We start from the raw sequence: 25,817 nt of genomic DNA, 5'->3' as shown, positions 1-25,817 counted from the left end.
CAATTGAAGCATTGCCAATAAAGCCGAGGGCAGAACCCCTGAAGTGACGACTTTTATTGTAAAAGCTACTCCCCCTTGATATATTTCAAAGGTTATATAACTTTCACAAATTTGTCAATAGTTCTATTGATCAAATATTTTCATAGAAGTTGAGTGCTTCGGTTGAACACGTGCATTTGGATCTATTCTAACCTTCGCATTATTAACAGCTGTTGGGCCTTCGCCGAATCCTGAGGCAATCAATTTAACTTTACCTGGATAGGTGGTGATATCTCCAGCCGCATAAATGCCTTCGATGTTTGTCTCCATTTTTGAATTAACAACGATACTGTTTTTCTCGATTTCTAAGCCCCAATCCTTAATAGGGCCTAATGAGGAAATAAAACCGTAATTGACAATGACATCATCAACATCAATTTCGATGGTTTCTTCCTCTTTAACCTTTTGAAGAACTACTTTGTTAATGTTTTCTTCACCGTGAAACTCAACTGGAACATATGGTGTTAAAATTTCAACGGAGGACTCTTTCAATTGTTCGACACTGTGCTCGTGGGCGCGGAACTGATTACGGCGGTGAGCGAGTGTTACTTTTTCAGCAATAGGCTCTAACATGAGGGCCCAGTCCACTGCTGAGTCCCCGCCACCAAATACGATGACACGCTTATCTCTAAAGGCTTCAAGATCTTTGATATAGTAATGAAGATTCGTGTCTTCGTATTTTTCGGCGCCTTCTACCTTGACCTTACGTGGTTCAAAGGCGCCGTTTCCAGCTGTAATAATAACGGATTTAGTTTGGAAAACATCTTTGTCCGTTTTGATGTTGAATAAGTTTTCTTCAACCTTTTCGATTTCTTGAACCGCATGATCAAGTGTAATCTCTGGGTTGAAAGGCTTAACTTGCTCATATAAATTATCGACTAATTCTTGCGCACGGACTTTAGGAAATCCGGCAACGTCGTAAATGTATTTTTCAGGGTATAATGCAGTTAATTGGCCACCGATGTGTGGGAGGCTTTCAATGATTTGTACGTCAGCTTGCCGTAAGCCACCGTAGAAAGCAGTGAAAAGACCAACCGGACCAGCACCAATGATCGTAATGTCTCTTACTTGGTCATTCATACTTTTCCCCACCTTTAATGTATTTCAAATTGCACCATTGAACATTATAACATTATAAGAAATGATTTGATAACCTTTAGGCAAATTGTCTGAAACGTCCGAAAATATTGTGAGGGTTGAAAAACATATCAAAAAGTTCTATGATTGATTTTAGGTAATGTATTACGAAATTATGACAATTTTTATCTTTATCTGTGAAAAAAATCACAAAGTTATCTTGTGATTATTTTTCAATGCACTTTTTTTCATTATTAAAACTAAGGCTTTCGACTGCACGGAAGCTCGGTTTTCTAAAATTTTTTGAGATGGAAGGGATTTAGAATGAACAGACCAAACATTGTCATTGTGGGTGCAGGTTACGGCGGCATTATGACAGCTGTCAACCTTCAAAAGCAGGTTTCACCTGAAGAGGCGAACATCACACTGGTAAACAAAAATGATTACCACTATCAAACAACATGGTTACACGAAAATGCGGCAGGTACATTACATCATGATCGCACACGTATCGCGATTAAAGATGTAGTGGACTTCAACAAAATCAACTTTGTTCAAGACACGGTTGAATCGATTGATCCGAAAAGTAAAACAGTGAAGCTAGAAGATGGGGAATTATCTTATGATTATTTAGTTATTGGACTAGGCTTTGAATCGGCTACTTTCGGTATCGAAGGGCTAGAGGAATATGCTTACTCTATTCAAAACATTAACAGCGCACGTTTAATTCGTGATCATATTGAGTACAATTTTGCTCAATATAACCTTGAAAAAGAAGAACGCCAAGACTTGATCACCATAGTTGTGGGTGGTGCAGGTTTCACTGGAATCGAGTTTGTAGCAGAAGTTGCTAATCGCATTCCAGAGCTTTGCCAGGAGTATGATGTTCCTAGAGAAAAAGTTCGCTTATTAAACGTTGAAGGTGGTCCAACTGCTCTAGCAGGCTTTGACCCTGAATTAGTTGAATATGCGATGAATCGTCTTGAAGAAAAAGGTGTTGAATTCAGACTTGGCACGATGATTAAGAAATGTAATGAAGAAGGCATTATCGTTGAGAAGGATGAAGAACAAGAAGAAATTAAATCTAAGAACGTGATTTGGGCAGCAGGTGTTACCGGTAATTCAATCGTTCAAGAATCTGGATTTGAAGTGAACCGTGGTCGCGTACCTGTTCGTGATGACCTACGTACACCTGATTATGATGACGTATTTGTTGTGGGTGACTGTGCCGTGATTATGAACCCAGATTCCGAGCGCCCTTACCCGCCAACAGCACAAATTGCGATTCAAATGGCTGATACGACTGCACATAACCTTAAGCAGCTTATTAACGGAAATGACAAATTAGAAAGCTTCCAACCAAACATCCAAGGTACCGTGGCCTCATTAGGTTATACGGATGCGATCGGTGTTGTGTTTGATGATACGAAGTTATATGGTCGTTCCGCATCCATCATGAAAAAAGCTATTGATAATCGTTACTTACTTAAACTTGGCGGTGTCGGACTACTTCTTAAAAAAGGTAAACTTGATATGTATCACTAAAATGATTAAGCAAAGGTGTTTTTAAACTGCCTTTGCTTTTCTTTTGCCATATTATAAGATACAATAATTGAAGTGAAAAAGAGAAATAAAAGGTAGGGGAATCGCTTTGGGTATTCTGTTTGGATTTGTGGCAGCCCTCTTATTTTTCGTTTTATTTTTTGGGATTGCCTTTATTTTAAATATGCTGCTACGCGCGACGTGGTTAATGGCGTTTATTTTTCCGATTGTGGTTATTCTAATTATAGATAATATGTCATTTTGGAGTTATTTTCACTCTCCAGGTCAGGCGTTTTCCGCTTTAGGAGAACAATTCGTAAGCCTAGAAACTTTTGATATTATTGTGCTGATTTCAGGATTTGTTGGCACACTTGTGGCCGGTTATGTCATTAAACTATTACGCAAAAAAGGTTATCGCATGTTCTAGTTAATTATTATACTTTAATAGTTATAATAGATAAAATTTTCAGATAAATGTATAAAAGGTTCTTAATCTGGTTACGCTTTTGCCTAAAGAGGTGTTTAAAATGCGTAACCAATTTAAGAACCATTTCTTTTTTGCTATTTTGTTGACAAGCATTGCGTTTATACTGTTATCTGTTAATTTCCTTTCGATTACAGTAGATGAGGATACACCATTAAAACCATATAAAAATCACGAGGGACAACACGTTTCTTTATCTGATAAAGTGATTGAATGGGAAGAGGAAGAAACCGTACAAGTCGATGGGGAAGTAAATCAGACAGCAGGGGAAGATGTCGAATTAGCGTCTATGTCCGCTGAGGTAGCTTTTAAACAATTTCCAGTTAAAACTGTTGTCGCAACTGGATATACAGCGGGTTATGAATCTACTGGGAAAACAGAGGACCACCCTCAATATGGTGTGACATATTCTGGACTTATGGTACAGCGTGATGTCATTTCATCCGTTGCCGCTGATTTATCGGTGTTTCCATTAGGAACAGTTATATATGTTCCAGATTATGGGTATGGAATTGTTATGGATATTGGTGGTGCCATTAAAGGACATAAAATAGATTTATATTATGATACCGTTGATGATGTGTATGATGAGTGGGGTAAACGTGAAGTGGACGTGTATGTCATTGAGGAAGGCAATGGTTCCGTGACTCAAGAAGACATCGCTTATTGGGAAGAACAAATCAAAAATAATGCGTTACCCGTTTTGAATCAACAATAAGATTTAAGCAGTTGTGCTCAGTCGCAACTGCTTTTTCAATGTCCGGATATTTCGGATTATAAAATTTTCTGATAAGATATAGTTATCTACATGGAGGTGTCAACTATGTTTAATACAGTTAACGATGCAGTTAAAAATGCTCACACAGAGGCATTAGTCATCGGGTTATTTGAAGAAAATAAAGTGGGACAGGCTGTGTACCAACAGCTAAATGACGCTTTAGACGGCCAACTTGACGACTTAGTCAAAAGTGAAGACGTCACAAACAGTTATGGCACGGTATCGAAAGTACATACGTTAGGAAAAATCGGTGCCAAACGAATTTATTTTGTCGGTCTTGGAAAGAAAGACGAATTAGACGTATCTCGCTTCCGCAAGGCGATGGGGAAAGTGTTTAAGCGAATCAATCGTGATGGAAATAACAAAGCTAGTCTTGCGATGGAAAGCCTAACAACCGATCCTGTTTTTGTAGAGGCAGTGGGAGAGGCCTTTACGCTATCAACGTATCAATTACAGACGTATCATACATCGAAGAAAGATGACGCACAATTAACTAATTTAGATTTGATCACAACTGAAGCTAGCTTATTAGAATCACTTCACGTAGGATATGCTTTAGGACACGGATCAAATACATCTCGGTATTTAGTTAATTTACCCGGTAATTTATTAACCGCAACAGACCTTGCGTCATATGCGGAAAATATCGCTGAGAAGCATGGCATGGAAATCAAAGTGTTCGACAAAGAAGGAATTGAAAAGCTGGGTATGGGTGCCCTTCTAGCGGTTAACCAAGGTTCAGAGGAGCCGCCACGCTTCATTGTTATGAAATACCAAGGAAAAGACGATTGGGAAAGCCCTATCGCACTTGTTGGTAAAGGCATTACCTTTGATACGGGTGGTTACTCTCTTAAAGGTAAAGAAGGTATTATCGGAATGAAAATGGACATGGGTGGCGCTGCGGCTGTCCTAGGAGCGATGGATGCGATTGGCGAAACCAAGCCTGAAGAAAACGTCATGTGTTTAATTCCATCGACTGATAATATGATTAGTGGTTCAGCATTTAAACCAGACGATGTCATTGTATCCATGAGTGGCAAAACCATTGAAGTACGTAATACAGATGCAGAAGGTCGGTTGGCTCTCGCTGATGCGGTGACGTATGCCCGTCAAAACGGAGCTGCTAAAATTATTGATGTGGCAACCTTAACAGGTGGTGTGGTCGTCGCATTAGGTGATGAAATGACTGGTGCGATGACCAATAGCGGTGAATGGTATGATCAAGTTTATGAGGCATCTGAACAAACAGGCGAACTGTTATGGGAGCTGCCTTACCATGATGTATTTAAGAAAAAAGTTCGCACAAGCCATATTGCCGATTTAAACAACTCTCCAGGACGTAAAGGACACGCCGTATTAGCCGGCTGCTTTGTCGGGGAATTCGCTGAGGATACACCTTGGGTACACTTAGATATTGCCGGAACAGCGATTACGGAATCTGAGCATGACCTAGGTCCAAAAGGGCCAACTGGGGTGATGGCAAGAACCTTAGCTAAGACGATTATGAATCAGAATTATTAATTATAAAAATGGCCTGGTTGTCTTTTTCAACCAGGCCATTTTTTGTGGAAAAGGAATAATCATCTAAGAGCGAGACGCTAATGTTGGGACTGCTTTAGACAATCTTGAGACGAACTGCGGTAAGACAACAGCCATACCCATCGTTATAATAAAGTCTTTAATAAAGAATGGGACCATCGTTAGGGCAGATGCTTTAAATGAAATGGTCATTTCCATCACATAATTAAGCGATAGGTACATAATCGGTGTTCCTATGAGATAGTTCGTCATGAGTCCAGCAAATGTAGCTACTAAATAAGTGCCAATGTTTGGTTGGTTACTTTTCTCAACAATCCAACCCGAAATGAAAGCTACAAATATAAATGAAATCAGAAATCCACCTGTTGGTGAAACAAACTGGAATGCACCGGATGTCATTTCAGCAAATACCGGAACACCAGCAGTTCCTACGGCTAAGTAAACAAGCATTGAAAAGGAACCAAGTTTTTTACCTAAAAGAAGTCCAGCTAAAATTGCAAAGAAAGTTTGTAACGTAATTGGAACTTCACCGCTAGCATACGTAATTTTAAATGCAGGAAACCAAGTAGCGAGGTTGGCTCCAATCATCATTAATACAACAAATACAGCACCTAGTGTTAGATCGATTGCTCTGAATTTTGAGTTCATATAACTGTCGCCCCTTTCTGAAAATTATCGTAAACAAAATATAATTAATTGTCAACCTATAATTTAAAATGGTAAACAATTAAATTATAATTAGTTCCTCTCTGAGTATAAAAGTACGAAAAAAGGCTTAGAGATAAAAATTTCTCTAAGCCTTATTAACTGAGATACTCATAAAATGTCCTATGTATTAGGACGGTAGGATTACTTCACGCTTGCATCTAAAGCGACTTCAATCATATCATTAAATGTCGTTTGACGTTCTTCAGCAGTTGTTTCTTCACCTGTCAGGATGTGGTCACTGACCGTTAAAACAGAAAGTGCTTGTCGATCATATTTTGCTGCCAATGTATATAAGGCAGTTGTTTCCATTTCGACTGCTAGCACGTTGTAGTCGGCTAGCTTTTGGAATAGGTCCATCGCATTTTCACGGTAAAAGCTGTCACTCGTAAAGACGTTACCAACGCGTAGATTTAAGCCTCTTTCTTCACCAACATCATAAGCTTTTTTCAATAAATTGAAATCCGCTGTTGGTGCATAATCAATACCACCAAACACCATGCGATTCATTTGAGAATCGGTTGTAGAAGTTTGAGCTAAAATAACATCCCGGACTTTAACGTCTTTTTGTAGCGCTCCACATGATCCAACACGAATCAAGTTTTGAACATCGTATTCTTGAATTAATTCATTAACATAAATGGAAATGCTCGGGACTCCCATACCCGTTCCTTGGACGGAAACCTGTATACCTTTGTATGTACCGGTATAACCATACATACCGCGAACTTCGTTATAGCAGGTTGGGTTTTCTAAAAATGTTTCGGCAATATATTTGGCACGAAGCGGATCACCAGGTAGTAAAATCGTATCCGCAATGTCACCTTTGTTTGCACCAATATGTGTACTCATTATATGTCCTCCTTCAAACATTCTTCCTTCAATAAAGCTATCATAATTAGTTTATTGAAACAATTGAGAACTATGCTTGGTGTTTATGCAGGACATTTGTTGCGCTAAGATTGTTACCATCAGGATCTTTAAAACCAAATCCTCCCATCCCATTTTCAGGGTGCACATTCAGAGGACCAAACTCAATATGTTTTTGCTTTAACCAACTATATATTCTCTAAAGGAAACAAATCTCCTTCTAGTCTAAAATGAAGTGCAGAAATTTATAAAATAAAACCTAAAGATTTGTTAAAAGGACGGATTAATACCTAATCCGTCCTCGAAAGGAGGTTAACAGATGGTGGCGGTTAATTATTAATTTTTGACTAATTAATAGCCACCGTATCCGCCGTATCCACCGCCAAAGCCACCGACGTAGCCGCCGGCACCGACGATAATTAAAAGAATAAACAGAACAACGATTAAGGCAAATCCGCCTCCGTATCCTGCGCCCATAAACACACCCCCTTTTTCGATGGTTAGTAATAACGTATGTATAAAATTTTTTGGCGGGTGAGCGGGTGACTAGTTAACTGAAATTATATGGAGATATTAAGCAAAGTATAAGTGGCAATTGAGTTTCCATTCATGATTGTGAATTATCATATAATTTTTCATAAACAAAATAAATAGATAGTCATGAGCAAAAAATTTTAATTTTTTTCTTCTTATGCTAAAATTAAAAGCGATAAATCAATTGATTTAGGGTTTAATTGTATTCAGTCTAAAAAATCTGAATACTGATTCTTCGGGGCAGGGTGAAAATCCCGACCGGCGGTGATGAATGTTAGGGTGCTCCCGTAACATTCTTAGTCCGCGACCCGCATCGAGCGGTTGATCTAGTGAGAATCTAGAGCCGACAGTGAAAGTCTGGATGGGAGAAGGATCAGATCGTTAACCGATTTGAGAGGAGGTTAACGGTTGAGAGATAAGCAATTTTATATGCATCATGCCTTGGAATTAGCTCGCTTAACGATTGGCCAGACACGACCGAATCCATCTGTTGGTGCTGTAGTCGTTAAAGACGGCATCGTGGTTGGAACGGGTACGCATATGACACCAGGCGAACCACACGCTGAAGTGTTCGCACTAGAGCAGGCCGGTGAACATGCAAAAGACGCTGAAATTTTTGTCACCCTTGAGCCTTGTGCTCATTATGGCAAAACACCGCCTTGTGCGAAAGCTATTATTGACAGTGGGATTAAAAAGGTCTATGTCGCAACGTTAGATCCGAATCCAGAAGTCGCCGGAAAAGGTGTGGAATGGATTCGAAGCGAAGGCATTGATGTTGAAGTTGGTCTTTTAGAAGACGAAGCACAAGAAATTAATAACATGTTTTTTTACTATATGAAGCAACGTAAGCCATACATCACACTTAAAACGGCTGTTTCTCTAGATGGAAAAATGACCGCTAATAGTGGAGATAGTAAATGGATTACGAGTGAGTCATCACGTTTAGATGTTCATCTTAATCGACATCGTCATGATGCTATTTTAGTTGGTAGTGAGACGGTTTTACGAGATGATCCGCTTTTAACCACCCGTTTGCCCCACGGAGGTAAGAACCCTACACGTATCGTCCTCGATACACATTTATCGATTCCTTTACATGCAAAACTTTTACAAAATCAAGATGCTAAAACGATAGTAGTTTGTGGAAAACATGCAGATACTAACAAAGAGGATGACATTAAGGCGTTTGAGCATACGCAAGTGTGGCGTTTGGACCAAGAGCGAGTGGAGCTCTCTTCATTAGTGACTCAGTTAGCTGATGAACAGTTGATGAGTCTTTATGTTGAAGGAGGTTCCACGATTCATTCAGCTTTTATACAAGAGCGTCTATTTAATGAAATTCACTTGTATATGGCACCGAAGCTGATCGGTGGGTCGATGAGTAAGGCGTTTTATAATCAGTTTGGTTTTGATGAGGTCAGTGAATCAATCCGTGTTGAATTTAAAACGATCGAACCAATCGGAGACGATATTAAAATTATTGCAAAGCCTCAGACGGAGGAGATATAAATGTTTACAGGAATAGTTGAAGAAGTCGGCACCATTAAACACATGACACAAGGCGAAGAGTCGTTAGAATTATCGATTGAGGTAAGAAACATAACAAACGATTTAAATTTGGGAGATAGTATCTCAGTTAACGGTGTCTGTTTAACGGTTACGAATTTCACGGATACAACCTTTGATACGGATATTATGCCGGAAACCTTTCATCATACGGCGTTAAAAAGATTAACAGAAGGCTCGAAGGTGAATTTAGAACGCGCGATGCATGCCAATGGTCGTTTTGGCGGTCATTTTGTTTCAGGGCATGTGGATGGTGTTGGCAAAATTATGAGGCGTGAGACAAAAGATAACGCGGAATATTTTGATATCGAAGTTTCACCAGAGCTCTCAAAATATATGATGATGAAAGGTTCGGTTAGTGTGGATGGAACGTCACTGACGATTTTTGGTTTAAGTGACCATCACTTTACGATTTCACTTATACCACACACACAGGATGCGACGATTTTAACGCGTAAACATGTCGGTGATGAAGTCAATATTGAATGCGATATGTTATTAAAATATGTCCATCGCTTAGTTAAACCGGAGGAGAATAGTGATAAAGGTGTGTCCTTAGAACAACTGAAGCAGGCAGGATTTTTAGGGGAATAAAAGGAGGGAGGAGCGTTTGTTTTTGCGCTCGTACTTAATAGGAGGGGCATAAATGTTTGATTCAATTCAGGAAGCGATAGAAGATTTAAAAGAGGGGAAAGTCGTCATCGTCGTTGATGATGAAAATCGCGAAAACGAAGGTGACTTTGTTGCATTAGCAGAAAAAACTACACCTGAAGTCGTTAATTTTATGGTTAAAGAAGGGCGCGGTCTATTATGTTCGCCGATTACACAGGAAAAGGCAGAGCAATTACAGCTTAATTTAATGGCTGATGTGAATACAGATAGTCATGGGACAGCATTTACGGTAAGTGTTGACCACATAGAAACGACGACTGGGATCAGTGCTGGCGAACGTTCCAGAACGATTCAACGTTTAACGGATGATAATGTTGTCCCAACAGATTTTAAACGACCTGGACATATTTTTCCGCTTATCGCGAAGAAGGGTGGCGTATTACGCCGCGCTGGTCATACAGAAGCGGCTATTGATTTAGCTCGTTTGGCCGGGGCTAAACCAGCAGGTGCGATTTGTGAAATTATGAATGAAGATGGAACGATGGCACGAGTGCCTCAACTCAGAAAAATTGCCGATGAACATGGGCTTAAATTAATTACAATTGAAGAACTAATTAAATATCGTCGCATGCATGAAAAATTAGTACATCGCGAAGTGGAAATCAATCTACCAACCTCTTACGGTGACTTTCGTACGGTTGCTTATACAAACCAAATTGATGGAAGAGAACATATCGCCTTAGTTAAAGGTGAGATTGATCCAAATGAACCAGCATTAGTGCGTGTGCACAGTGAGTGTTTAACCGGTGACGTTTTCGGATCACATCGTTGTGATTGCGGGCCACAACTCGACTCCGCACTCAAACAAATCGAAGAGGCTGGACATGGTGTTTTACTCTATATGCGTCAAGAAGGCCGCGGCATTGGATTATTAAATAAACTCAAGGCTTATAAATTGCAAGAAGAAGGCTATGATACGGTAGAAGCGAATCAAAAGCTAGGTTACCCAGCCGATTTACGCGATTATGGTATAGGCGCTCAAATTTTAGAGGACATAGGCGTAAGAAAAATGCGTCTATTAACCAATAACCCACGAAAAATAAAAGGGTTACACGGTTACGATTTAGAAATTGTAGAGCGTGTACCGTTAAAAATGGAGCCTAATGAAAATAATGAAAAATATTTAAATACAAAACGAGATAAGTTAGGACACTTATTCTAGGGGGCATGAAAGTGAGAACATTTGAAGGAAATTTAGTCGGATCGGGACTTAAAATAGGGATTGTAGCTGGACGATTTAATGATTTTATTACAGAGAAATTAGTAGACGGTGCTGTTAGTGGATTAAAACGTCACGGTGTAGATGAGGGCGACATAGATATCGCTTGGGTACCAGGCGCTTATGAAGTACCGCTAACAACTAAAAAAATGGCTGTAACCGGTGAGTATGATGCCATCATAACGTTAGGCGCGGTCATTCGTGGCGCAACGCCTCATTTCGATTATGTCTGTAGTCAAGTTGCAGGCGGTGTGTCTTCCGTTAGTTTAGAGACAGGTGTACCTGTTATGTTTGGTGTACTAACAACTGACACGATTGAGCAGGCGATTGAGCGGGCTGGGACAAAAGCTGGTAATAAAGGCTATGATAATGCCGTTGGTGCGATTGAAATGGCTAATCTCTTAAAAGACATGGATTGATAAAGTCATAAAGATGAAACATTCTACTTAGAACAAGCGGGTATTCGTCTGGTATAATAGAGTTAAGCTTTGAAACGAAACAGGTGATTTAGCCATGATGGATTTTTTATATTTTCCAGAAAATAAAATGGAATATATTCCAGCACTTATTACGCTTCTTATTTTTTCCTACGGCGCTTTCGTTGCGATGAAATTGATCGTTAAAAAGGCGAAGCGCGAACGCGAACAATTTGAATCTAAATATCCGGAAGCTAAACGTGAATCAAATGAACCTAGGCAATAGTTGTCTAGGTTTTTTTATTATGATTTCTGCAATTAGAAAAATGTTGGTTAGACGTTTATTTCTTCGCATTATTCACCAAACTGAGTAATGAGGTGATATAAGATGCGGAAGTTAATTTTCTTGATTGGCATTTTGATTATATTAAGTGCTTGTCAAGCAGATGCAGAAGCGGTTCATGAAATTGATATTAAAAATCAAGACTTAGATATTATCGGTAAAGCCAAATTTCAAACAGATCCTGGTGGGGTTAAAGTATCTGTGACGGCTGAAGGACTAACACCAGGTTTCCATGGTATTCATCTTCACGAATTTCCGAAGTGTGAGCCACCTAATTTTGAATCGGCTGGGAACCATTGGAGTAACGAAGCCGATAAAAAGCATGGCCTCATGCATCCAGAGGGTCATCACATTGGCGATATGACTAACCTTGAAGTTAGTGGGGATGGAACAGTAGCAAAATATGAATATGTCATTGAAGATGCCACACTCCAGGATGGGAACGGGTCTATTTTCAAAGATGGTGGCAAGGCACTCATCATTCATTCTGGTCAGGACGATGGTGTGAGCCAGCCATCAGGTGAATCAGGTGAACGGATCGCTTGCGGCGAAATTATTAAAGGTGAGGAACGCTCCCAAGGACAAAACCCTGGCGATCAAGTTGAAAAAGAAGCAGAAGAGAAATAAATATAACGCTCGGGGTCGGTATCCAACCCGAGCGTTTCCTTATGACTTAAATGCCTTAATAATTCGATTAATACCTTCCTCTACAGTTTCAGGTGGAGCAGCGATATTCATTCGCATAAACTGTTCCCCTTGAGCCCCGAACATTTTACCTTCGTTTAAACCAACCTTAGCCTCGTCATTCAATTTACGCTTAATATCATCATGTTTAAGCCCCGTGCCTGAGAAATCAAGCCAGATTAAGTATGTTCCTTCGGTATAGACACTGGAGATGCCAATCTCGTTTTCTTTTAATTTTTGATCAATTAAGGCTTTGTTTTCCTCTAATTGTTTAATAAGCCCATCTAACCAAGGCTCACCGTGTTTATAAACAGCTTCAAGTGCTGTAAACGCGAACGTATTTAAGGAAGCAAACCCTTGTTGCATTAATTGTTGATCAAATTTCTCTTTCAACTCCTGATTAGGTGAAACAACAAATGATGCTTGTAAACCAGCAATATTAAACGTTTTTGAAGGTGCCATTAATGTAAAGGTTAGCTGGTTTATTTCTTCGTTTAGGGTGGCCACCGGGTAGTGCTTAGCCTGTTTAAAGACAATGTCAGCATGAATTTCATTGGAAAAAAGGTAGACATTATATTGCACGCACAAATCCGCTAAACGTGTCAATTCTTCTTTTGTCCAAACACGACCGACTGGATTATGTGGACTGCATAAAATAAAGGCTTTAGCCCCTTGCTTAAATAACTCCTCTAAATGCTCAAAATCCATCTCATAGCGTCCGTTACGATTCATAAGAGGATTTTCAACTAGTTCACGGTTATGTGATTTAATGACCGAAAAAAACGGAGGGTACACAGGTGGTTGAATGACAATTTGATCATGTTCCGCAGTAAATGTTTGCACGAGTGCATGTAAAGATGGAATAACACCTGGGCTAAAGCTAAGTAAATCTGTACTCACTTCAAATTGGTGACGATTTTTAAGCCAGCCTAAAATAGCATTTAAAATAGCATCGTCATAGGACGTATAGCCATAAACATTATGTTTAGCTCGTTCAATTAACGCATCCTGTAATTCGGGAACGGATGTGAAGTCCATGTCTGCAACCCACATCGGTAAGACGTCCTGACGTCCAAATAATTTCTCTCTAAAGTCATACTTGACTGATCGTGTATTTTCTCGATTAATGGTTTGTTTAAAATCATAAGTCATAGCTTTCACTCCTAACTATTTCTATCTTAACACATTATATATAGGCTTTTTTAACAAAAAAAGGCAAAGTGTTAGAAAACACTTTGCCAAAGGGGGAATACGAGAAAGTATTACACTATTAGTTATAACCGTTTTTAAAAATTATAAACATATTTTTAATAAAAATTTTTGATTCCTTATCAGAAAAATAGTTGAATGACGTTATTAAAATTCATTTTAAACGCTTATGACTGAATAAACTTTCTAATTAGTAGGTAAGTTAAGGGTGACTAATTCTAGGAGGTTTTCATTATGGCAAATAACAAGGATAAGAATGATTCAAACGGGCAAGACGTTAAACGTGAGACATTGACGACACGTCAAGGTCGCCCAGTAACGGATAATCAAAACATCCGTACAATTGGAAATCGAGGTCCAGCCACACTCGAGAATTATCATTTTATTGAAAAGATTTCCCATTTTGATCGGGAAGAGGTGCCAGAGCGTGTCGTACACGCACGAGGATCTGGCGCGTATGGCTATTTCGAAACGTATGGAAAAGTCGGGGACGAGCCAGTAGAGAAATATACGCGTGCGAAAGTGTTTTCTGGGGCAGGTAAGCAAACACCGTTAATGGTTCGTTTCTCCACTGTAGCAGGAGCTAAAGACTCGCCAGAAACAGATCGTGACCCTCGTGGCTTTGCAATAAAAATGTATACGGAAGATGGCAACTGGGATTTAGTTGGAAACAATTTGAAGATCTTCTTTATTCGTGATGCGATGAAGTTTCCTGATATGATTCACGCGTTTAAGGCGGATCCTTCTTCGAATGTGAAAAATCCTGAGCGAATGTTTGATTTCGTTTCCCGTTCTCCGGAGGCCACCCATATGATTACCTTCCTGTTCTCACCGTGGGGTATTCCGGCTACATACCGTCATATGCAGGGATCAGGGGTAAACACGTATAAGTGGGTCAATGACAAAGGGGAAGCAGTGTTAGTCAAATACCACTGGGAACCTAAACAAGGGATTCGTAATCTGACACAAGAAGAGGCGAACGAGATTCAAGGGAAAAACGTGTCTCATGCAACTCAAGATTTATATGAGGCGATTGACCGCGGAGATTATCCAGAATGGGAATTATTTGTTCAAATTATGGAGGATGGTTATCACCCGGAGCTTGATTTTGATCCACTTGATGATACAAAACTTTGGCCGGAAGATAAGTTTCCATGGCTTCCAGTTGGGCGTATGGTGCTTGACCACAATCCAGATGACTTCCATGCGGAGATTGAACAAGCTGCATTTGGTACAGGTGTCCTTGTTGATGGAATGGACTTTTCCGATGATAAAATGCTGCAAGGGCGTACTTTCTCTTACTCTGATACTCAGAGGTACCGCGTAGGAGCGAACTATTTAAAATTGCCTGTTAACGCTCCTCATACGGGAGTCCGGACAAATCAGGAGCGCGGTCAAATGGACACACGTGATCCTAGAGAATCTGGAGAAAACCCGCATATTAACTATGAACCTTCAATGAAGGGCGGTTTTCAAGAAGCGGATGAATCAAAAAATCCGCCTCATGAGCCTACTTATAATGCTGCGGCTATGAGTGCACCCATTGATCGCCCTAATTACTATGGCCAGGCTGGTGATACTTACCGTAGTTTTGAGGATTGGGAGCGCGATGAATTAATAAAGAACCTCTCTGAAGCCCTCGCTATATGTGACGAACGTATTCAAAAGGCGATGATTGAGCACTTTACTCAAGCCGATGAAGAATACGGGCGCCGTGTAAAAGAAGGTATTGAAGCTAAAATGAAGGAAATGCAAGAGATGCAGGGAGATAGTAAAGTTCCCGGCCGTGAAGCAGGGGAGTCAACTAAATATGGTCAGGGTTATAAATTTCAGAAGGAAGCTACAGAAGATGCAGTGAAGAAAAGTCACGAATCTGATCCTTATTAAAAAAGCTGTTTAAAATAAAAAGTATATACTGACTTCATAGAAAAGAATCCATTTTGATCAAACTCAAAATGGATTCTTTGTATTAACATAAAATACGGTTTTGTGATATTTTATTTATTTTGATCAGTTGTGATGATTGGTCCATTTTCTGTGATCACAAGCGTATGTTCATATTGGGCTGAACGACTTTGGTCCATCGTTCTAGCCGTCCAGCCGTTATTGTCCATTCGGCTTTGCCAAGCACCCTCATTAATCATCGGTTCAATCGTGATGACCATACCTTCTTTTAAGCGAAGGCCCTTTCCAGGTGATCCGAAATGCGGGATTTGTGGATCCTCATGGAGCGTTGGACCGATACCATGGCCTGTGAATTCACGCACTACCGAGAATCCCTCGCCTTCAGCATAGGTTTGTATCGCATGTCCGATATCGCCAAGTCGATTACCTGCTTGCGCTTGCTCAATCCCTTTGTTTAATGAATTTTTAGTCACTTCCATGAGCTGCTTTCCTTTTTCATCAACATCACCAACTGCGTATGTCCATGCAGAGTCAGCTAGGCCGCCATCTAGATTAACGACCATATCAATAGTGGCGATGTCCCCGTCTTTTAGCTTTTGATCGCGTGGAAAGCCGTGACAGATTTCATCATTAATGGATGCACAAGTGGCATATTGATAGCCATTAAACCCTTTTTGTTCAGGTGTAGCACCATGTTTTCTCATATACTCTTCGGCAAAAGCATCGATTTCCATTGTGGTTATGCCTGGTTCAATCATTTTAGCAATCTCTTTATGAATTTCCACTAAGAGATCACCAGCTTCTTTCATTTTTTCGATTTCTCTTTGACTTTTTCTTGTAATCATAACGTCAATTCCTTTCTTTCTACTACCTTTATGATATGTTATTGATGCATGAAATGGTTAATGAATTATCACTGTTAAGATTTTATCATAATTCACACTCAACATCAGTAAGGACGGTATGAATTTAGTCTCATTTAATCGAACCGTTTTTGATATGCGAATCAATATATGATACAATACGAAATTGTGCGAGAGAAATAGAGTCGGGAGTTGTATATTATGTCAAAAATCATCGAAGAAGGACAGGTTGTTGAGGGGAAAGTAAAAGGTATCCAGCCATACGGAGCCTTTGTTGAAATTGATCAAGATGTTCAAGGACTTGTTCATATCTCAGAAATTACACACGGTTATGTCAAAGATATTCAGGATCATCTTTCAGTTGGAGATGATGTTAAGGTTAAAGTGCTTAATATTGATGAAAATCAAGGCAAATATTCTTTATCCATTCGTGCGACAATAGAAAAACCTAGCATGAAAAAGCCTGTTCGTACTAAAAACGAAACGAGTGAAGAAGGAACGGGTTTTAATGTCTTAAAGGATAAGCTTGAAGAATGGATTGAACAATCAAAAGACCGTGAACAGACTTATCGTAACTAATGTTAAAAGAGTCTTGGGGAACAAATATCCCTGAGACTCTTTTCTTTTGATTAAAAGACATTTTTTCTTCATAATAAACTTAAATGAAGGAATGAAAGGGGAAGGATTAATGGATAACTTCACGTTCTATAATCCGACAAAGCTGGTTTTTGGCCGTGGGCAATTAGAAAGCTTACCTAGCTTAATGCCTGAGGGTGTTAAACGGGTTCTAATTGTGTATGGTGGTGGCAGTATTAAACGTAATGGAATTTTTGCAAACACCGAGAAAAAGTTAACAGACAATGGGTATGAAGTGTTTGAATTTGGTGGCGTTGAGCCTAATCCGAGAATTTCAACCGTTAATAATGGAGCCGATTTTTGTAAGGAACATAATATTGATTTCTTATTAGCTGTTGGTGGCGGAAGTGTTATTGATTGTACAAAGACAATGGCATCTGCTGCGAAGTATGATGGAGATGCATGGGATCTCGTGACTAATAAAGTTAAACCAGAGGACGCTTTACCATTAGGAACCATCCTAACTTTAGCAGCAACTGGTTCCGAAATGAATGCCGGTGCTGTGATAACGAACTGGGAAACTAATGAGAAATACGGCTGGGGATCGCCGCTTTCATTCCCGCAGTTCTCTATTTTAGATCCTGTTCATACTTATTCAGTGCCACGAAAACAAACCGTTTACGGTATTGTCGATATGATGAGCCATGTCTTTGAACAGTATTTCCATCAGCCGATGAATTCACCTGTTCAGGATCGTATGTGTGAAGGTGTGCTTCGTACCGTAATCGAAACCGCTCCAAAACTACTGAAAAACCAAGAATCATATGAATATCGTGAAACGATTATGTATGCTGGAACGATTGCTTTAAATGGTATGTTACAAATGGGATATCGAGGAGATTGGGCTTCCCATAATATTGAACATGCTGTTTCGGCTGTTTATGATATTTCACATGCTGGAGGGTTAGCGATTCTTTTCCCGAATTGGATGAAACATAACTTACAAGTAAATCCTGGGCGTTTTAAACAAATGGCAACGCGTGTGTTTGGGGTTGATCCAACTGGAAAAACGGATGACGAAGTTGGCTTAGAGGGGATCGAGCGGCTAAGACAATTCTGGTCAGCTTTAGGTGCGCCAACACGCTTAGCTGATTATGATATAGACGATTCTAAGCTTGATTTAATGGTTGACCGTGCGATGAAAAATGGTCCATTCGGTAACTTTAACCCATTGCATGATGAAGATGTTAAACAAATTTTGACGATGTCGTTGTAATAGGCTGTTTTCTAAAAGATTGTTGTTTTTAACAGATAATTTTATTGGAATAAATTTCTACTGAGATGGCTATAGTAACAAACTTTGTGAAAACAGTAGTAATTTAAACATCCAGTCGTTTAGTCGGCTGGATGTTTACTTTTTTAGGCCAGTAAAACCAATACATGATTATCACCTTCGCGTACATACTAGGGGTGAGGTGATTAACATGAAGCAGCTTGAATCAGGTATCGACAATCAAATGTTTAACTTTGAGGATTTAGAAAATATATTAAAAAGACTCGACTTCGTTGTCGGTGGAAATTGGGAGTATGACCACGCCTTTTTTGATTATGAAATTGAAAAGGATCACGAAAAATATGTGTTTTTGCGTATTCCAGTGACAACCGAAATTGGTAACCTAGATGAACAAGATGCTCACGTTCGGATCGGTAAACCATTTGTCCTTTCGCATCGATTCGAATCCGGAACAGATCAACAAGGCATTTCGGCAAATGCAGGGGCTACTTTTAACCAATTTGCATCACCAGAGGATCCGGATTCAGAAGTAGAACCCCAATACGTTGATGAAGCTGAACAGGTATTACAAAATGTTGAACGGGCATTATTGCACTAATTTCTCTGAAAAGATAATTTTATCAGATTTAGTAAAGACTTCATCTGGCTTGGGATTCATGATGATTTTCTCATCACGAATCATCCCCAGAAGTAAGAGACCTTGTTTCTTCATCTCGTAAGTTAACTCTAAAACTGAGCGGTTTTCGCCTTTTTCAGTGACTTCATGGATTAAAAATTCTTGATCCGATAGCATGGCCATGACATATTCAAATGTCTGTATCTTTTGGTGGCTTGTTAATTCATGAAAAAATAAGGTGCTCGTTGACTCATTGGTACGAATTGCTTCGGTAGCTCCAGCCCGTTCAGCATTTGCCTTTTGGGTGCTCGTTAGAATTTCAACTAATATGGGTATTTGGGGGTTGAGCCCCCTTGCTGTAATCGTTATTAGTATGGAGTAGGTATCAGAATCACGTTCGTCTTTAGATTGATCCGCTGTAATGATGATTTTTCTAGCCTGTTCAATGTTCGCCTTTTTCCAAGTCGTATCTAAAGTAGGGTCTTTTCTGATGTAATGCACATGAGAAGCCTGTACCGGGTCTTTGTCAATTGTTTCATCGATTAAAACAATGTTCAGGCCCTCCTCATAATTTTCTTGTAATAACTGAATTAATCTCCTTGAACGTTCGTTCCAGCCCACTATGATATAATGTTCAGTCCCTTTGTAGGCAACATCTCCTTTTTCGTATGCATCCTTGCGGGATATGGTAGTTTTTGCAAAAGTCACCATGTAAAACGTCAACACCCCTCCACCAAGTAAAATTAATGAAATTCCAAGGAGTCTTCCAATTGTTGTATGTGGTACATAATCGCCATAACCAATCGTAGATCCTGTAATGAATGCCCACCAAACACCGTCAAAAACAGTTTTGAATTCATTGGGTTCAATCAGGTGAATAATATATCCAAACACAATCATTGAAGCAAATATCGTGAGTAACAGTCGTATAAATTGCGGTATTTGAAAATACAATCGTTTGAATCGATAAAGCATGTTTTTCACTCCCCTAACGCCATATTCCATTGTTTCCAGCCTTAGGTGAAATTAAACCAAAAAAACATGAGCTAACCTTGTCGATTAGCTCATGTTTTCGTCAATAACATATCTTGCTGTTGGCATCGCTTTGAGTCGTTCATTAGGGATTGGTTGTCCTGTTCGCTCACATATGCCATATGTCCCATTCTCTATTTTGTGTAAGGCGTGTTCGATTTCTTCTAGTTGTTCATTGGCTCGCCCTTTAAAAGCCATATCCTTTTCGCGTTCATACAACTCCGTTCCAAAATCACCTGGGTGCTGTTGATCATATGAGTTTAGCTCACCGACTGTTCCTTCCATAAAATCTGTTTCTGATTCAAACGATTTAATATGCTCTTCTAACTCTTCTTTCTCATTGAGTAGTTGTTGCTTCAATTCCTGTATTAATTGTTCATCCATAAAGATCACCTCATGATTTTCGTTCAACAACGCCAATCGTACAACGAGAGATGGAAATTAATTGTTCCTGTTCATCAACGATTCTGACTTCCCAGACCATGGTGGACTTGCCAACATGTATCGGTGTTGTTTTAGCTTGAACATAGCCTTCCCGCTTACTTTTAACGTGATTCGCATTAATTTCAATTCCGAAAACGTTATACTGTTCAGGGTCTACGTTTAAAAACGCACCCAGGCTTGCAGCTGATTCTGCAAGAGCTACAGAGGCACCACCATGTAAATAACCTAAAGGCTGATGAACAGTAGGAGTTACTGGCATTTTTAAAATGACTTCATCTTTGTCATGTTTCATCACATCAATATCTAACGTTTCAAACAACGTGTTCTCTAAATTCAATTCCCTCTCTCCTTTTATGGTGTTTATGGATGAAAATTTTATACCACATTAAGCTAAACTTTGAATCGAATAAAGATGATTTAATAAAAACGAAATACCGAATAAAATTCCAAACATGGTATTCGTTTGTGCTGTAAATTTCATCGCAGGCATCATCTCTAACGGCGTATGATTGTTTTTGAAAACCTTAACCGCATTTATCGGTTTCTTAATGCTTAGTAAGGTGATGACGCCCCAAACTGGCATCATGCCTAACGTGATTAGAATAATTGTAAATACATACGCTGAAATAAAGAAGTAAGCAAGTAAGCGAATGGCGTTATCTCGACCTATTAAAATCGCTAATGTTTTGCGACCATTCTTTTTGTCACCCTCTAAATCACGAATATTATTTGATAATAAAATCGCACCGATTAATACTGCGACCGGTAAGGATAAGAGAACAGCTTCAACTGATAAATAACTCGTTTGAATGAAATAACTAATACCAATAATGACCGTCCCCATAAAAAATCCAGAGAACAGCTCGCCGAATGGTGAATAAGCGATTGGATATGGTCCGCCTGTATATAAATAACCGAATAACATTGAAATAAGTCCAATAAGCGCTATCCAAAAATTAGTTTCGATACAAATATAAAAACCTAATAAAATGGCAAGGCCATAAAACATAAAGGCTAACCATCGAACGGTTTGCGGTGAAATACCATCGCGTACAATCGTGCCTCCAATGCCGACTGATTTTTCAGTATCTAGGCCTTTAACGAAATCATAATATTCATTAAACATATTTGTTGCCGCTTGGATCAGCATGGAAGCCAAAAGCATGGCGAAAAACAAACCGTAATGAACAGTCGTCTCAATACTCGCAATAACTGTTCCAACGAAAACAGGGACAAATGATGCTGTTAATGTATGGGGGCGCAACATTCGCCACCATATTTGAAACCCCGATTTCTCCCCTAAGACATCTTTTGTATATTCTTTAGTCGTCACTTATGTCATCCCTTTCATTTAACCTTCTAACTCTAAACATAGTTTAGATAATGGAGGTAAGCCTGTCAATCCGTGAAACCCTGTATTATTCTTGTCGGATAAGGGAAAAAGTCATACAATAATGAAAGAGCGTTTATCGATAATTGGAGGTACGAGCTATGCTACAGACAAAGCAGCTTCAAATATATGAACAGCTAAGTATGGCAAAAGAACAACTTAATGAACAACAACCTACGCAACAAGTCTCTGTTGTTGAGCCGATTGACCCTATCAATCCCGTCGATTATTTTACGGCTTTTGAACATGAACAGACACACCGCATGTTTTGGAAGGATACAACCGATACGACCTATTATGTTGGAATCGGTGTTCATAAAGTGTTTCAAGCCAATCAAGATCGGTTTGCGACGATTAAAAATCAGTGGAAACGATTTTTGAATGATATTATGATTTCCGATGATGTAAAAAAAGAAACAGGACCATTGTTATTTGGTGGTTTTTCTTTTAATGAAAATATTAAAGGCGAAAAATGGGCTAATTTTAAGCCAGGCCAGATGGTTTTACCGAAAATGATGTTGACCGTTAATCATGATTCGTATTACATGACTTATAATGTTCAACTATCTCAAGAAACCGATCTAGACCTATTAGTTTCTGAGTTAGAGGGGTGGCACGACAAGGTTCAAGAGACAAAAGAGTATGACGCTAACACGCATTCCCTTCAATCTTTAAACAGCCTTGATTATGGCGAGTGGGAAAAATTAATCAATGAGGCTGTCGAGACGATTAAACGCGGTGATTTAGGCAAGGTCGTTCTCGCCCGTGAACTAAACGCTAAATTTAATCAAGATATTAACATTTCAGTCGTGTTAAAACGTTTAGAGCTTCAACAGTCTGATAGTTATATTTTTATATTTGATCAAGGTGATGAGACCTTTATAAGTGCGACACCTGAACGGTTAGTCCGTGTACAAGGTCGAGACCTATTATCAACCTGTTTAGCAGGGACAACGGGGCGTGGTCAAATAGAGAGTGAAGATGATTTATTAGCTTGGCAGTTACTGAACGACGAGAAAAATTTAAACGAACATGATTATGTCGTTCGAATGATTAAAGATGCAATCGAGCCTCTATCTGAAACGGTGGATATTCCTGAAAAACCTGTGATTTATCCGTTAAGAGCATTGCAGCATCTTTATACACCAGTAACAGCGACATTAAAATCAACGACGTCTATCTTTGATTTAATTGAAAGACTTCATCCAACGCCAGCTTTAGGTGGAGAACCGCGTGATAAAGCGATAAAGTATATTGAGGAAGAAGAGCCTTTTGAACGTGGTTGGTATGCTGCACCCATTGGCTGGATTGATCATGAGGGGAATGGTGAATTTGCCGTTGCGATTAGATCTGGATTGATTCAACACGATCAAGCAACTCTTTTTGCTGGTTGCGGCATCGTTGCTGATTCGGTACCTGATGCTGAATTTGAAGAAACAAAGCTTAAATTCACGCCGATGCTCGATGCATTGGGAGGTGTTACCCGATGAACATGGGAGAACGGACGTATTATGTCAGTCATTTTATCGATGAGCTTTATCTAAATGGGCTAGAGAACGTTGTCATCTCACCAGGTTCAAGATCAACCCCATTGGCGATGACATTTTCGGAGCATCCATCAATTAACGAATGGATTCATTTTGACGAACGTTCCTCAGCCTTTTTTGCACTCGGGATGGCCAAGCGTACGAAGAAACCGGTCGCATTAGTCTGTACATCTGGAACTGCTGCAGCAAACTATTATCCGGCTATTGTTGAAGCCTATTACAGTCGGGTTCCATTAATCGTTTTAACGTCGGATCGTCCACATGAACTAAGAGATAATGGGGCACCACAGGCAATTGATCAAATTAAAATGTACGGTGATTATACAAAATATTTTCATGAAATGGCAATTCCCGAAGACTCTGAGCAGATGATTAAATATGCACGTCGTCAGGCTAGTCGTGCTTATGCGATTGCCAATCATCCGAATCAAGGCGTCGTCCAGCTTAATTTTCCATTCCGTGATCCATTAATTCCTGATTTAACGCTTGATAATCTATGGGGTGAGCATTCGCAGTCATATGTGAATCATATCACAGGTCAGGAGCAAATCACGTCCAGTCAAATTAATACGGTAATGGACTTGATCAAGGATAAAAAACGAGGTCTGTTAATATGTGGTGAACTCAAAACACATGAGGAACGGGACCTAATTTTACAGCTCGCTGAAAAATGGCAGATCCCAATTTTTGCGGATGTATTATCCAATTTGAGGAAAAATGCCAACACAAATGAGTATGTCATTTCTAGCTATGATGCACTGTTAAAACAAGAGGATACAAGAAATCGCGTAGAGGCTGACTTTGTTATTCGCTTTGGTTCAATGCCGGTTTCTAAACCCTATACACAGTGGTTAACGAAAACGAAGCCAGAGATTCACATCGTCATCGATGAAAATCAAGGTTACCGTGAGCCAACGAATATTGAATCAACGATGGTGTTTAGTAATCCTGCAACGTTCTTGAAGCAGCTTTTAGATTCTGACGTTCAGCCAAGTATCGATTCAGGTTGGCACGAACAATGGACCAAAGCCGATCAATTGGCACAAGAGATTATAAAGAAACACGAAGCTAATTTAACGGAAGGGACAGCTGTTTTAGCGTTATCTGAGTCTGATTTAAGTGAACAGGTTGTGTTTGTTGGTAACAGTATGCCGATTCGTGATATGGATACATTTTTCCTACCGTCGAAGCAAAATATTGACATCATGGCTAATCGGGGTGCTAATGGTATTGATGGTGTTATTTCTACGGCTTTAGGTGTTGCGGCTACTGGAACGCTGGTCACGCTCGTCATTGGTGATGTATCCTTTTTACATGACTACACGGCGCTTTTTATCGCGAGACAATATCGGTTACCATTCCGCGTCATCGTTCTTAATAACAATGGTGGCGGTATCTTTTCGTTCCTTCCACAATACGGAGAGAAAAAGCATTTTGAAGCGTTATTTGGAACACCTTTTGATCCGCCAATTGCTGCGATGACTGAGGCTATTGGATTCGAATATCACCAGCCCAGTACCTATGACGACATGAAGCATTTACTCGATCAGCCGATAAAAGGATTAGAATTATTTGAGGTTGTCACAAATCGTGATGAAAACATGAAATGGCATCGTCAAAAATGGGAGCAAGTAGACGAACGGATTAAGCGAGAGGGTTTATTATGATTTTGACCGTAAACGACAACCATTACAACGTTAAAGTTGTTGGACAGGGTCCGCCACTTGTTTTATTTCATGGATTTACGGGGTCGACCGCTACGTGGAATGATTTAATAGACCAATTTTCAACCGATTATCAATGTATCGCAATTGATTTACCGGGACATGGACAATCGAGAACCACTCATTTAGATGGCATGATACAGTGCTGTGAAGAAGTCGTTCAAGTGTTGGAACAGCTTGATATTTCTACGTTCGATTTACTAGGATATTCAATGGGCGGGCGGACTGCTTTAGTTTTCACCGCTTATTTTCCAGACAAGGTGAATCGATTAATTTTAGAGGGAGCATCACCAGGCTTAGAAGGTGAAGCAAAAATAGAACGACAGAACCGGGATGAGAAGCTTGCCCAGTTTATCGAAGAAAAAGGAATTCAAACCTTTGTGGAATATTGGGAGGATGTACCGCTATTCCAAACGCAAAAAGCACTATCACCTGAAATGAAAAAGAAAATTCGAAAGGAACGTTTGTCACAGGATCCCGACGGTTTGGCTTTATCATTAAGAACAATGGGGACTGGCGCTCAACCGTCATTGTGGGGTAATCTTGAGAATCTAGGATTACCTGTATGCTTAATAACAGGAGAGCTAGATCATAAGTTTACCTCACTCAATCAAAACATGGTGCAAGCTTTACCAATTGCTCGACATGAAGTCGTTTCCAATGTTGGACATGCGGTTCATTTAGAAAATCCCGAGATTTTTGGTAAAATTGTGATGAACTATTTAAGTTAAAACGTTTACATAAGAGGA

27 protein-coding genes and 1 riboswitch are annotated in these 25,817 nt (G+C 39.6%); of the genes, 17 read left to right on the top strand and 10 right to left on the bottom strand.

What is annotated here, in order from left to right; translation table 11 throughout:
• Positions 1-123: 123 nt before the first annotated feature.
• Complete coding sequence (locus BLP77_RS14775) at positions 124-1,119, bottom strand: NAD(P)/FAD-dependent oxidoreductase (RefSeq protein ID WP_093857890.1); 996 nt, start codon at positions 1,117-1,119, stop codon at positions 124-126.
• A gap of 321 nt (positions 1,120-1,440) precedes the next feature.
• On the opposite strand from BLP77_RS14775, the gene BLP77_RS14770 reads away from it, so the two are divergent.
• From BLP77_RS14770 to BLP77_RS14755, 4 genes are all read left to right on the top strand, one after another.
• The gene (locus BLP77_RS14770; protein ID WP_093857889.1) at positions 1,441-2,661 is read left to right on the top strand and encodes an NAD(P)/FAD-dependent oxidoreductase; all 1,221 of its coding nucleotides are present in this window, start codon (positions 1,441-1,443) and stop codon (positions 2,659-2,661) included.
• 106 nt (positions 2,662-2,767) lie between these two features.
• Positions 2,768-3,085: a YuiB family protein gene (locus BLP77_RS14765; RefSeq protein ID WP_371859602.1), complete on the top strand. Its 318-nt coding sequence runs from the start codon at positions 2,768-2,770 to the stop codon at positions 3,083-3,085.
• 100 nt (positions 3,086-3,185) lie between these two features.
• Positions 3,186-3,860, top strand: a complete 675-nt coding sequence (locus BLP77_RS14760; protein WP_093857888.1) for a 3D domain-containing protein — start codon at positions 3,186-3,188, stop codon at positions 3,858-3,860.
• 105 nt (positions 3,861-3,965) lie between these two features.
• Entirely contained in the window at positions 3,966-5,441 is a 1,476-nt protein-coding gene (locus BLP77_RS14755) for a leucyl aminopeptidase (RefSeq protein ID WP_093857887.1), read from the top strand.
• A 63-nt stretch (positions 5,442-5,504) separates the two neighbouring features.
• Here the strand turns inward: BLP77_RS14755 and BLP77_RS14750 are convergent, their stop codons facing one another.
• The 3 genes from BLP77_RS14750 to BLP77_RS14735 all read right to left on the bottom strand — a co-directional run bounded on the left by BLP77_RS14750 (position 5,505) and on the right by BLP77_RS14735 (position 7,511).
• Positions 5,505-6,107 (bottom strand): biotin transporter BioY, encoded by a 603-nt coding sequence (locus BLP77_RS14750; protein WP_093857886.1) that lies wholly within the window; start codon positions 6,105-6,107, stop codon positions 5,505-5,507.
• Positions 6,108-6,308: 201 nt separating this feature from the next.
• Complete coding sequence (gene deoD, locus BLP77_RS14745; protein WP_093857885.1) at positions 6,309-7,016, bottom strand: purine-nucleoside phosphorylase; 708 nt, start codon at positions 7,014-7,016, stop codon at positions 6,309-6,311.
• A 369-nt stretch (positions 7,017-7,385) separates the two neighbouring features.
• Positions 7,386-7,511 carry a YjcZ family sporulation protein gene (locus BLP77_RS14735; protein ID WP_093857884.1) on the bottom strand — a complete coding sequence of 42 codons (126 nt, stop codon included), beginning with the start codon at positions 7,509-7,511 and terminating at the stop codon, positions 7,386-7,388.
• Between the two features lie 284 nt (positions 7,512-7,795).
• Positions 7,796-7,945, top strand: a riboswitch (FMN riboswitch).
• Positions 7,946-7,976: 31 nt separating this feature from the next.
• On the opposite strand from BLP77_RS14735, the gene ribD reads away from it, so the two are divergent.
• From ribD to BLP77_RS14710, 6 genes are all read left to right on the top strand, one after another.
• Positions 7,977-9,077 (top strand): bifunctional diaminohydroxyphosphoribosylaminopyrimidine deaminase/5-amino-6-(5-phosphoribosylamino)uracil reductase RibD, encoded by a 1,101-nt coding sequence (gene ribD / locus BLP77_RS15925; protein ID WP_147034613.1) that lies wholly within the window; start codon positions 7,977-7,979, stop codon positions 9,075-9,077.
• Positions 9,078-9,728: a riboflavin synthase gene (ribE, locus tag BLP77_RS15920; protein ID WP_147034614.1), complete on the top strand. Its 651-nt coding sequence runs from the start codon at positions 9,078-9,080 to the stop codon at positions 9,726-9,728. It begins immediately after the preceding gene.
• Positions 9,729-9,780: 52 nt separating this feature from the next.
• Complete coding sequence (locus tag BLP77_RS14725) at positions 9,781-10,968, top strand: bifunctional 3,4-dihydroxy-2-butanone-4-phosphate synthase/GTP cyclohydrolase II (protein WP_093857883.1); 1,188 nt, start codon at positions 9,781-9,783, stop codon at positions 10,966-10,968.
• 5 nt (positions 10,969-10,973) lie between these two features.
• Entirely contained in the window at positions 10,974-11,444 is a 471-nt protein-coding gene (gene ribH / locus BLP77_RS14720) for a 6,7-dimethyl-8-ribityllumazine synthase (protein ID WP_093857882.1), read from the top strand.
• A 94-nt stretch (positions 11,445-11,538) separates the two neighbouring features.
• Positions 11,539-11,727 carry a hypothetical protein gene (locus BLP77_RS14715; RefSeq protein ID WP_093857881.1) on the top strand — a complete coding sequence of 63 codons (189 nt, stop codon included), beginning with the start codon at positions 11,539-11,541 and terminating at the stop codon, positions 11,725-11,727.
• 102 nt (positions 11,728-11,829) lie between these two features.
• Positions 11,830-12,411, top strand: a complete 582-nt coding sequence (locus tag BLP77_RS14710; protein WP_093857880.1) for a superoxide dismutase family protein — start codon at positions 11,830-11,832, stop codon at positions 12,409-12,411.
• Between the two features lie 39 nt (positions 12,412-12,450).
• On the opposite strand, the gene BLP77_RS14705 is transcribed toward BLP77_RS14710, so the two are convergent.
• Positions 12,451-13,620: a MalY/PatB family protein gene (locus tag BLP77_RS14705; protein WP_093857879.1), complete on the bottom strand. Its 1,170-nt coding sequence runs from the start codon at positions 13,618-13,620 to the stop codon at positions 12,451-12,453.
• A gap of 291 nt (positions 13,621-13,911) precedes the next feature.
• Here BLP77_RS14705 and BLP77_RS14700 point away from each other — a divergent pair, with 291 nt between their 5' ends.
• Complete coding sequence (locus BLP77_RS14700; RefSeq protein ID WP_093857878.1) at positions 13,912-15,564, top strand: catalase; 1,653 nt, start codon at positions 13,912-13,914, stop codon at positions 15,562-15,564.
• A gap of 110 nt (positions 15,565-15,674) precedes the next feature.
• Here the strand turns inward: BLP77_RS14700 and map are convergent, their stop codons facing one another.
• Positions 15,675-16,427, bottom strand: a complete 753-nt coding sequence (map, locus tag BLP77_RS14695) for a type I methionyl aminopeptidase (protein ID WP_093857877.1) — start codon at positions 16,425-16,427, stop codon at positions 15,675-15,677.
• Positions 16,428-16,646: 219 nt separating this feature from the next.
• Between map and yugI the strand changes: the two genes are divergently transcribed.
• The 3 genes from yugI to BLP77_RS14680 all read left to right on the top strand — a co-directional run bounded on the left by yugI (position 16,647) and on the right by BLP77_RS14680 (position 18,913).
• Positions 16,647-17,024 carry a S1 domain-containing post-transcriptional regulator GSP13 gene (gene yugI / locus BLP77_RS14690; protein WP_093857876.1) on the top strand — a complete coding sequence of 126 codons (378 nt, stop codon included), beginning with the start codon at positions 16,647-16,649 and terminating at the stop codon, positions 17,022-17,024.
• A gap of 109 nt (positions 17,025-17,133) precedes the next feature.
• Entirely contained in the window at positions 17,134-18,297 is a 1,164-nt protein-coding gene (locus tag BLP77_RS14685; RefSeq protein ID WP_093857875.1) for an iron-containing alcohol dehydrogenase, read from the top strand.
• A 208-nt stretch (positions 18,298-18,505) separates the two neighbouring features.
• The gene (locus BLP77_RS14680; protein ID WP_093857874.1) at positions 18,506-18,913 is read left to right on the top strand and encodes a YugN family protein; all 408 of its coding nucleotides are present in this window, start codon (positions 18,506-18,508) and stop codon (positions 18,911-18,913) included.
• On the opposite strand, the gene BLP77_RS14675 is transcribed toward BLP77_RS14680, so the two are convergent.
• Genes BLP77_RS14675 through BLP77_RS14660 form a run of 4 tightly spaced genes read right to left on the bottom strand, consistent with a single transcriptional unit; the run spans position 18,902 to position 21,740 of the window.
• Positions 18,902-19,936, bottom strand: coding sequence for an NAD-binding protein (locus tag BLP77_RS14675; RefSeq protein ID WP_093857873.1), 1,035 nt, complete (start codon positions 19,934-19,936; stop codon positions 18,902-18,904). The genes BLP77_RS14680 and BLP77_RS14675 overlap by 12 nt on opposite strands.
• A 54-nt stretch (positions 19,937-19,990) precedes the next feature.
• Positions 19,991-20,347: a TraR/DksA C4-type zinc finger protein gene (locus BLP77_RS14670; RefSeq protein WP_093857872.1), complete on the bottom strand. Its 357-nt coding sequence runs from the start codon at positions 20,345-20,347 to the stop codon at positions 19,991-19,993.
• 10 nt (positions 20,348-20,357) lie between these two features.
• A complete protein-coding gene (locus BLP77_RS14665; RefSeq protein WP_093857871.1) occupies positions 20,358-20,744 on the bottom strand; it encodes a hotdog fold thioesterase in 387 nt (128 codons plus the stop codon).
• A 48-nt stretch (positions 20,745-20,792) separates the two neighbouring features.
• Entirely contained in the window at positions 20,793-21,740 is a 948-nt protein-coding gene (locus BLP77_RS14660) for a 1,4-dihydroxy-2-naphthoate polyprenyltransferase (RefSeq protein WP_093857870.1), read from the bottom strand.
• A 158-nt stretch (positions 21,741-21,898) separates the two neighbouring features.
• Between BLP77_RS14660 and BLP77_RS14655 the strand changes: the two genes are divergently transcribed.
• Genes BLP77_RS14655 through menH form a run of 3 tightly spaced genes read left to right on the top strand, consistent with a single transcriptional unit; the run spans position 21,899 to position 25,799 of the window.
• Positions 21,899-23,287: an isochorismate synthase gene (locus tag BLP77_RS14655; RefSeq protein ID WP_093857869.1), complete on the top strand. Its 1,389-nt coding sequence runs from the start codon at positions 21,899-21,901 to the stop codon at positions 23,285-23,287.
• A complete protein-coding gene (gene menD, locus BLP77_RS14650; RefSeq protein ID WP_093857868.1) occupies positions 23,284-25,011 on the top strand; it encodes a 2-succinyl-5-enolpyruvyl-6-hydroxy-3-cyclohexene-1-carboxylic-acid synthase in 1,728 nt (575 codons plus the stop codon). Before BLP77_RS14655 ends, menD begins: the two co-directional genes overlap by 4 nt.
• Positions 25,008-25,799, top strand: a complete 792-nt coding sequence (gene menH / locus BLP77_RS14645; RefSeq protein WP_093857867.1) for a 2-succinyl-6-hydroxy-2,4-cyclohexadiene-1-carboxylate synthase — start codon at positions 25,008-25,010, stop codon at positions 25,797-25,799. Before menD ends, menH begins: the two co-directional genes overlap by 4 nt.
• Positions 25,800-25,817: the final 18 nt, after the last annotated feature.

The organism is Tenuibacillus multivorans (assembly GCF_900103915.1).
Taxonomy (GTDB): Bacteria; Bacillota; Bacilli; order Bacillales; family Alkalibacillaceae; genus Tenuibacillus; species Tenuibacillus multivorans.
Note: the sequence above shows the minus strand (reverse complement) of the source record. Positions and strands in the feature narration are given on the sequence as shown.

Excerpts from the sequence above, each read along its gene's own strand:
- BLP77_RS14770 (WP_093857889.1), top strand. The coding sequence starts at position 1,441 with ATGAACAGACCAAACATTGTCATTGTGGGTGCAGGTTACGGCGGCATT.
- BLP77_RS14755 (WP_093857887.1), top strand. The coding sequence starts at position 3,966 with ATGTTTAATACAGTTAACGATGCAGTTAAAAATGCTCACACAGAGGCA.
- deoD (WP_093857885.1), bottom strand. The coding sequence starts at position 7,016 with ATGAGTACACATATTGGTGCAAACAAAGGTGACATTGCGGATACGATT.
- BLP77_RS14670 (WP_093857872.1), bottom strand. The coding sequence starts at position 20,347 with ATGGATGAACAATTAATACAGGAATTGAAGCAACAACTACTCAATGAG.
- BLP77_RS14675 (WP_093857873.1), bottom strand. The coding sequence starts at position 19,936 with ATGGAATATGGCGTTAGGGGAGTGAAAAACATGCTTTATCGATTCAAA.
- BLP77_RS14760 (WP_093857888.1), top strand. The coding sequence starts at position 3,186 with ATGCGTAACCAATTTAAGAACCATTTCTTTTTTGCTATTTTGTTGACA.
- BLP77_RS14705 (WP_093857879.1), bottom strand. The coding sequence starts at position 13,620 with ATGACTTATGATTTTAAACAAACCATTAATCGAGAAAATACACGATCA.
- BLP77_RS14700 (WP_093857878.1), top strand. The coding sequence starts at position 13,912 with ATGGCAAATAACAAGGATAAGAATGATTCAAACGGGCAAGACGTTAAA.
- BLP77_RS14775 (WP_093857890.1), bottom strand. The coding sequence starts at position 1,119 with ATGAATGACCAAGTAAGAGACATTACGATCATTGGTGCTGGTCCGGTT.
- BLP77_RS14715 (WP_093857881.1), top strand. The coding sequence starts at position 11,539 with ATGATGGATTTTTTATATTTTCCAGAAAATAAAATGGAATATATTCCA.
- yugI (WP_093857876.1), top strand. The coding sequence starts at position 16,647 with ATGTCAAAAATCATCGAAGAAGGACAGGTTGTTGAGGGGAAAGTAAAA.
- menH (WP_093857867.1), top strand. The coding sequence starts at position 25,008 with ATGATTTTGACCGTAAACGACAACCATTACAACGTTAAAGTTGTTGGA.
- BLP77_RS14685 (WP_093857875.1), top strand. The coding sequence starts at position 17,134 with ATGGATAACTTCACGTTCTATAATCCGACAAAGCTGGTTTTTGGCCGT.
- ribH (WP_093857882.1), top strand. The coding sequence starts at position 10,974 with ATGAAAGTGAGAACATTTGAAGGAAATTTAGTCGGATCGGGACTTAAA.
- BLP77_RS14725 (WP_093857883.1), top strand. The coding sequence starts at position 9,781 with ATGTTTGATTCAATTCAGGAAGCGATAGAAGATTTAAAAGAGGGGAAA.
- BLP77_RS14655 (WP_093857869.1), top strand. The coding sequence starts at position 21,899 with ATGCTACAGACAAAGCAGCTTCAAATATATGAACAGCTAAGTATGGCA.
- BLP77_RS14710 (WP_093857880.1), top strand. The coding sequence starts at position 11,830 with ATGCGGAAGTTAATTTTCTTGATTGGCATTTTGATTATATTAAGTGCT.
- map (WP_093857877.1), bottom strand. The coding sequence starts at position 16,427 with ATGATTACAAGAAAAAGTCAAAGAGAAATCGAAAAAATGAAAGAAGCT.
- BLP77_RS14735 (WP_093857884.1), bottom strand. The coding sequence starts at position 7,511 with ATGGGCGCAGGATACGGAGGCGGATTTGCCTTAATCGTTGTTCTGTTT.
- BLP77_RS14750 (WP_093857886.1), bottom strand. The coding sequence starts at position 6,107 with ATGAACTCAAAATTCAGAGCAATCGATCTAACACTAGGTGCTGTATTT.
- menD (WP_093857868.1), top strand. The coding sequence starts at position 23,284 with ATGAACATGGGAGAACGGACGTATTATGTCAGTCATTTTATCGATGAG.
- ribE (WP_147034614.1), top strand. The coding sequence starts at position 9,078 with ATGTTTACAGGAATAGTTGAAGAAGTCGGCACCATTAAACACATGACA.
- BLP77_RS14680 (WP_093857874.1), top strand. The coding sequence starts at position 18,506 with ATGAAGCAGCTTGAATCAGGTATCGACAATCAAATGTTTAACTTTGAG.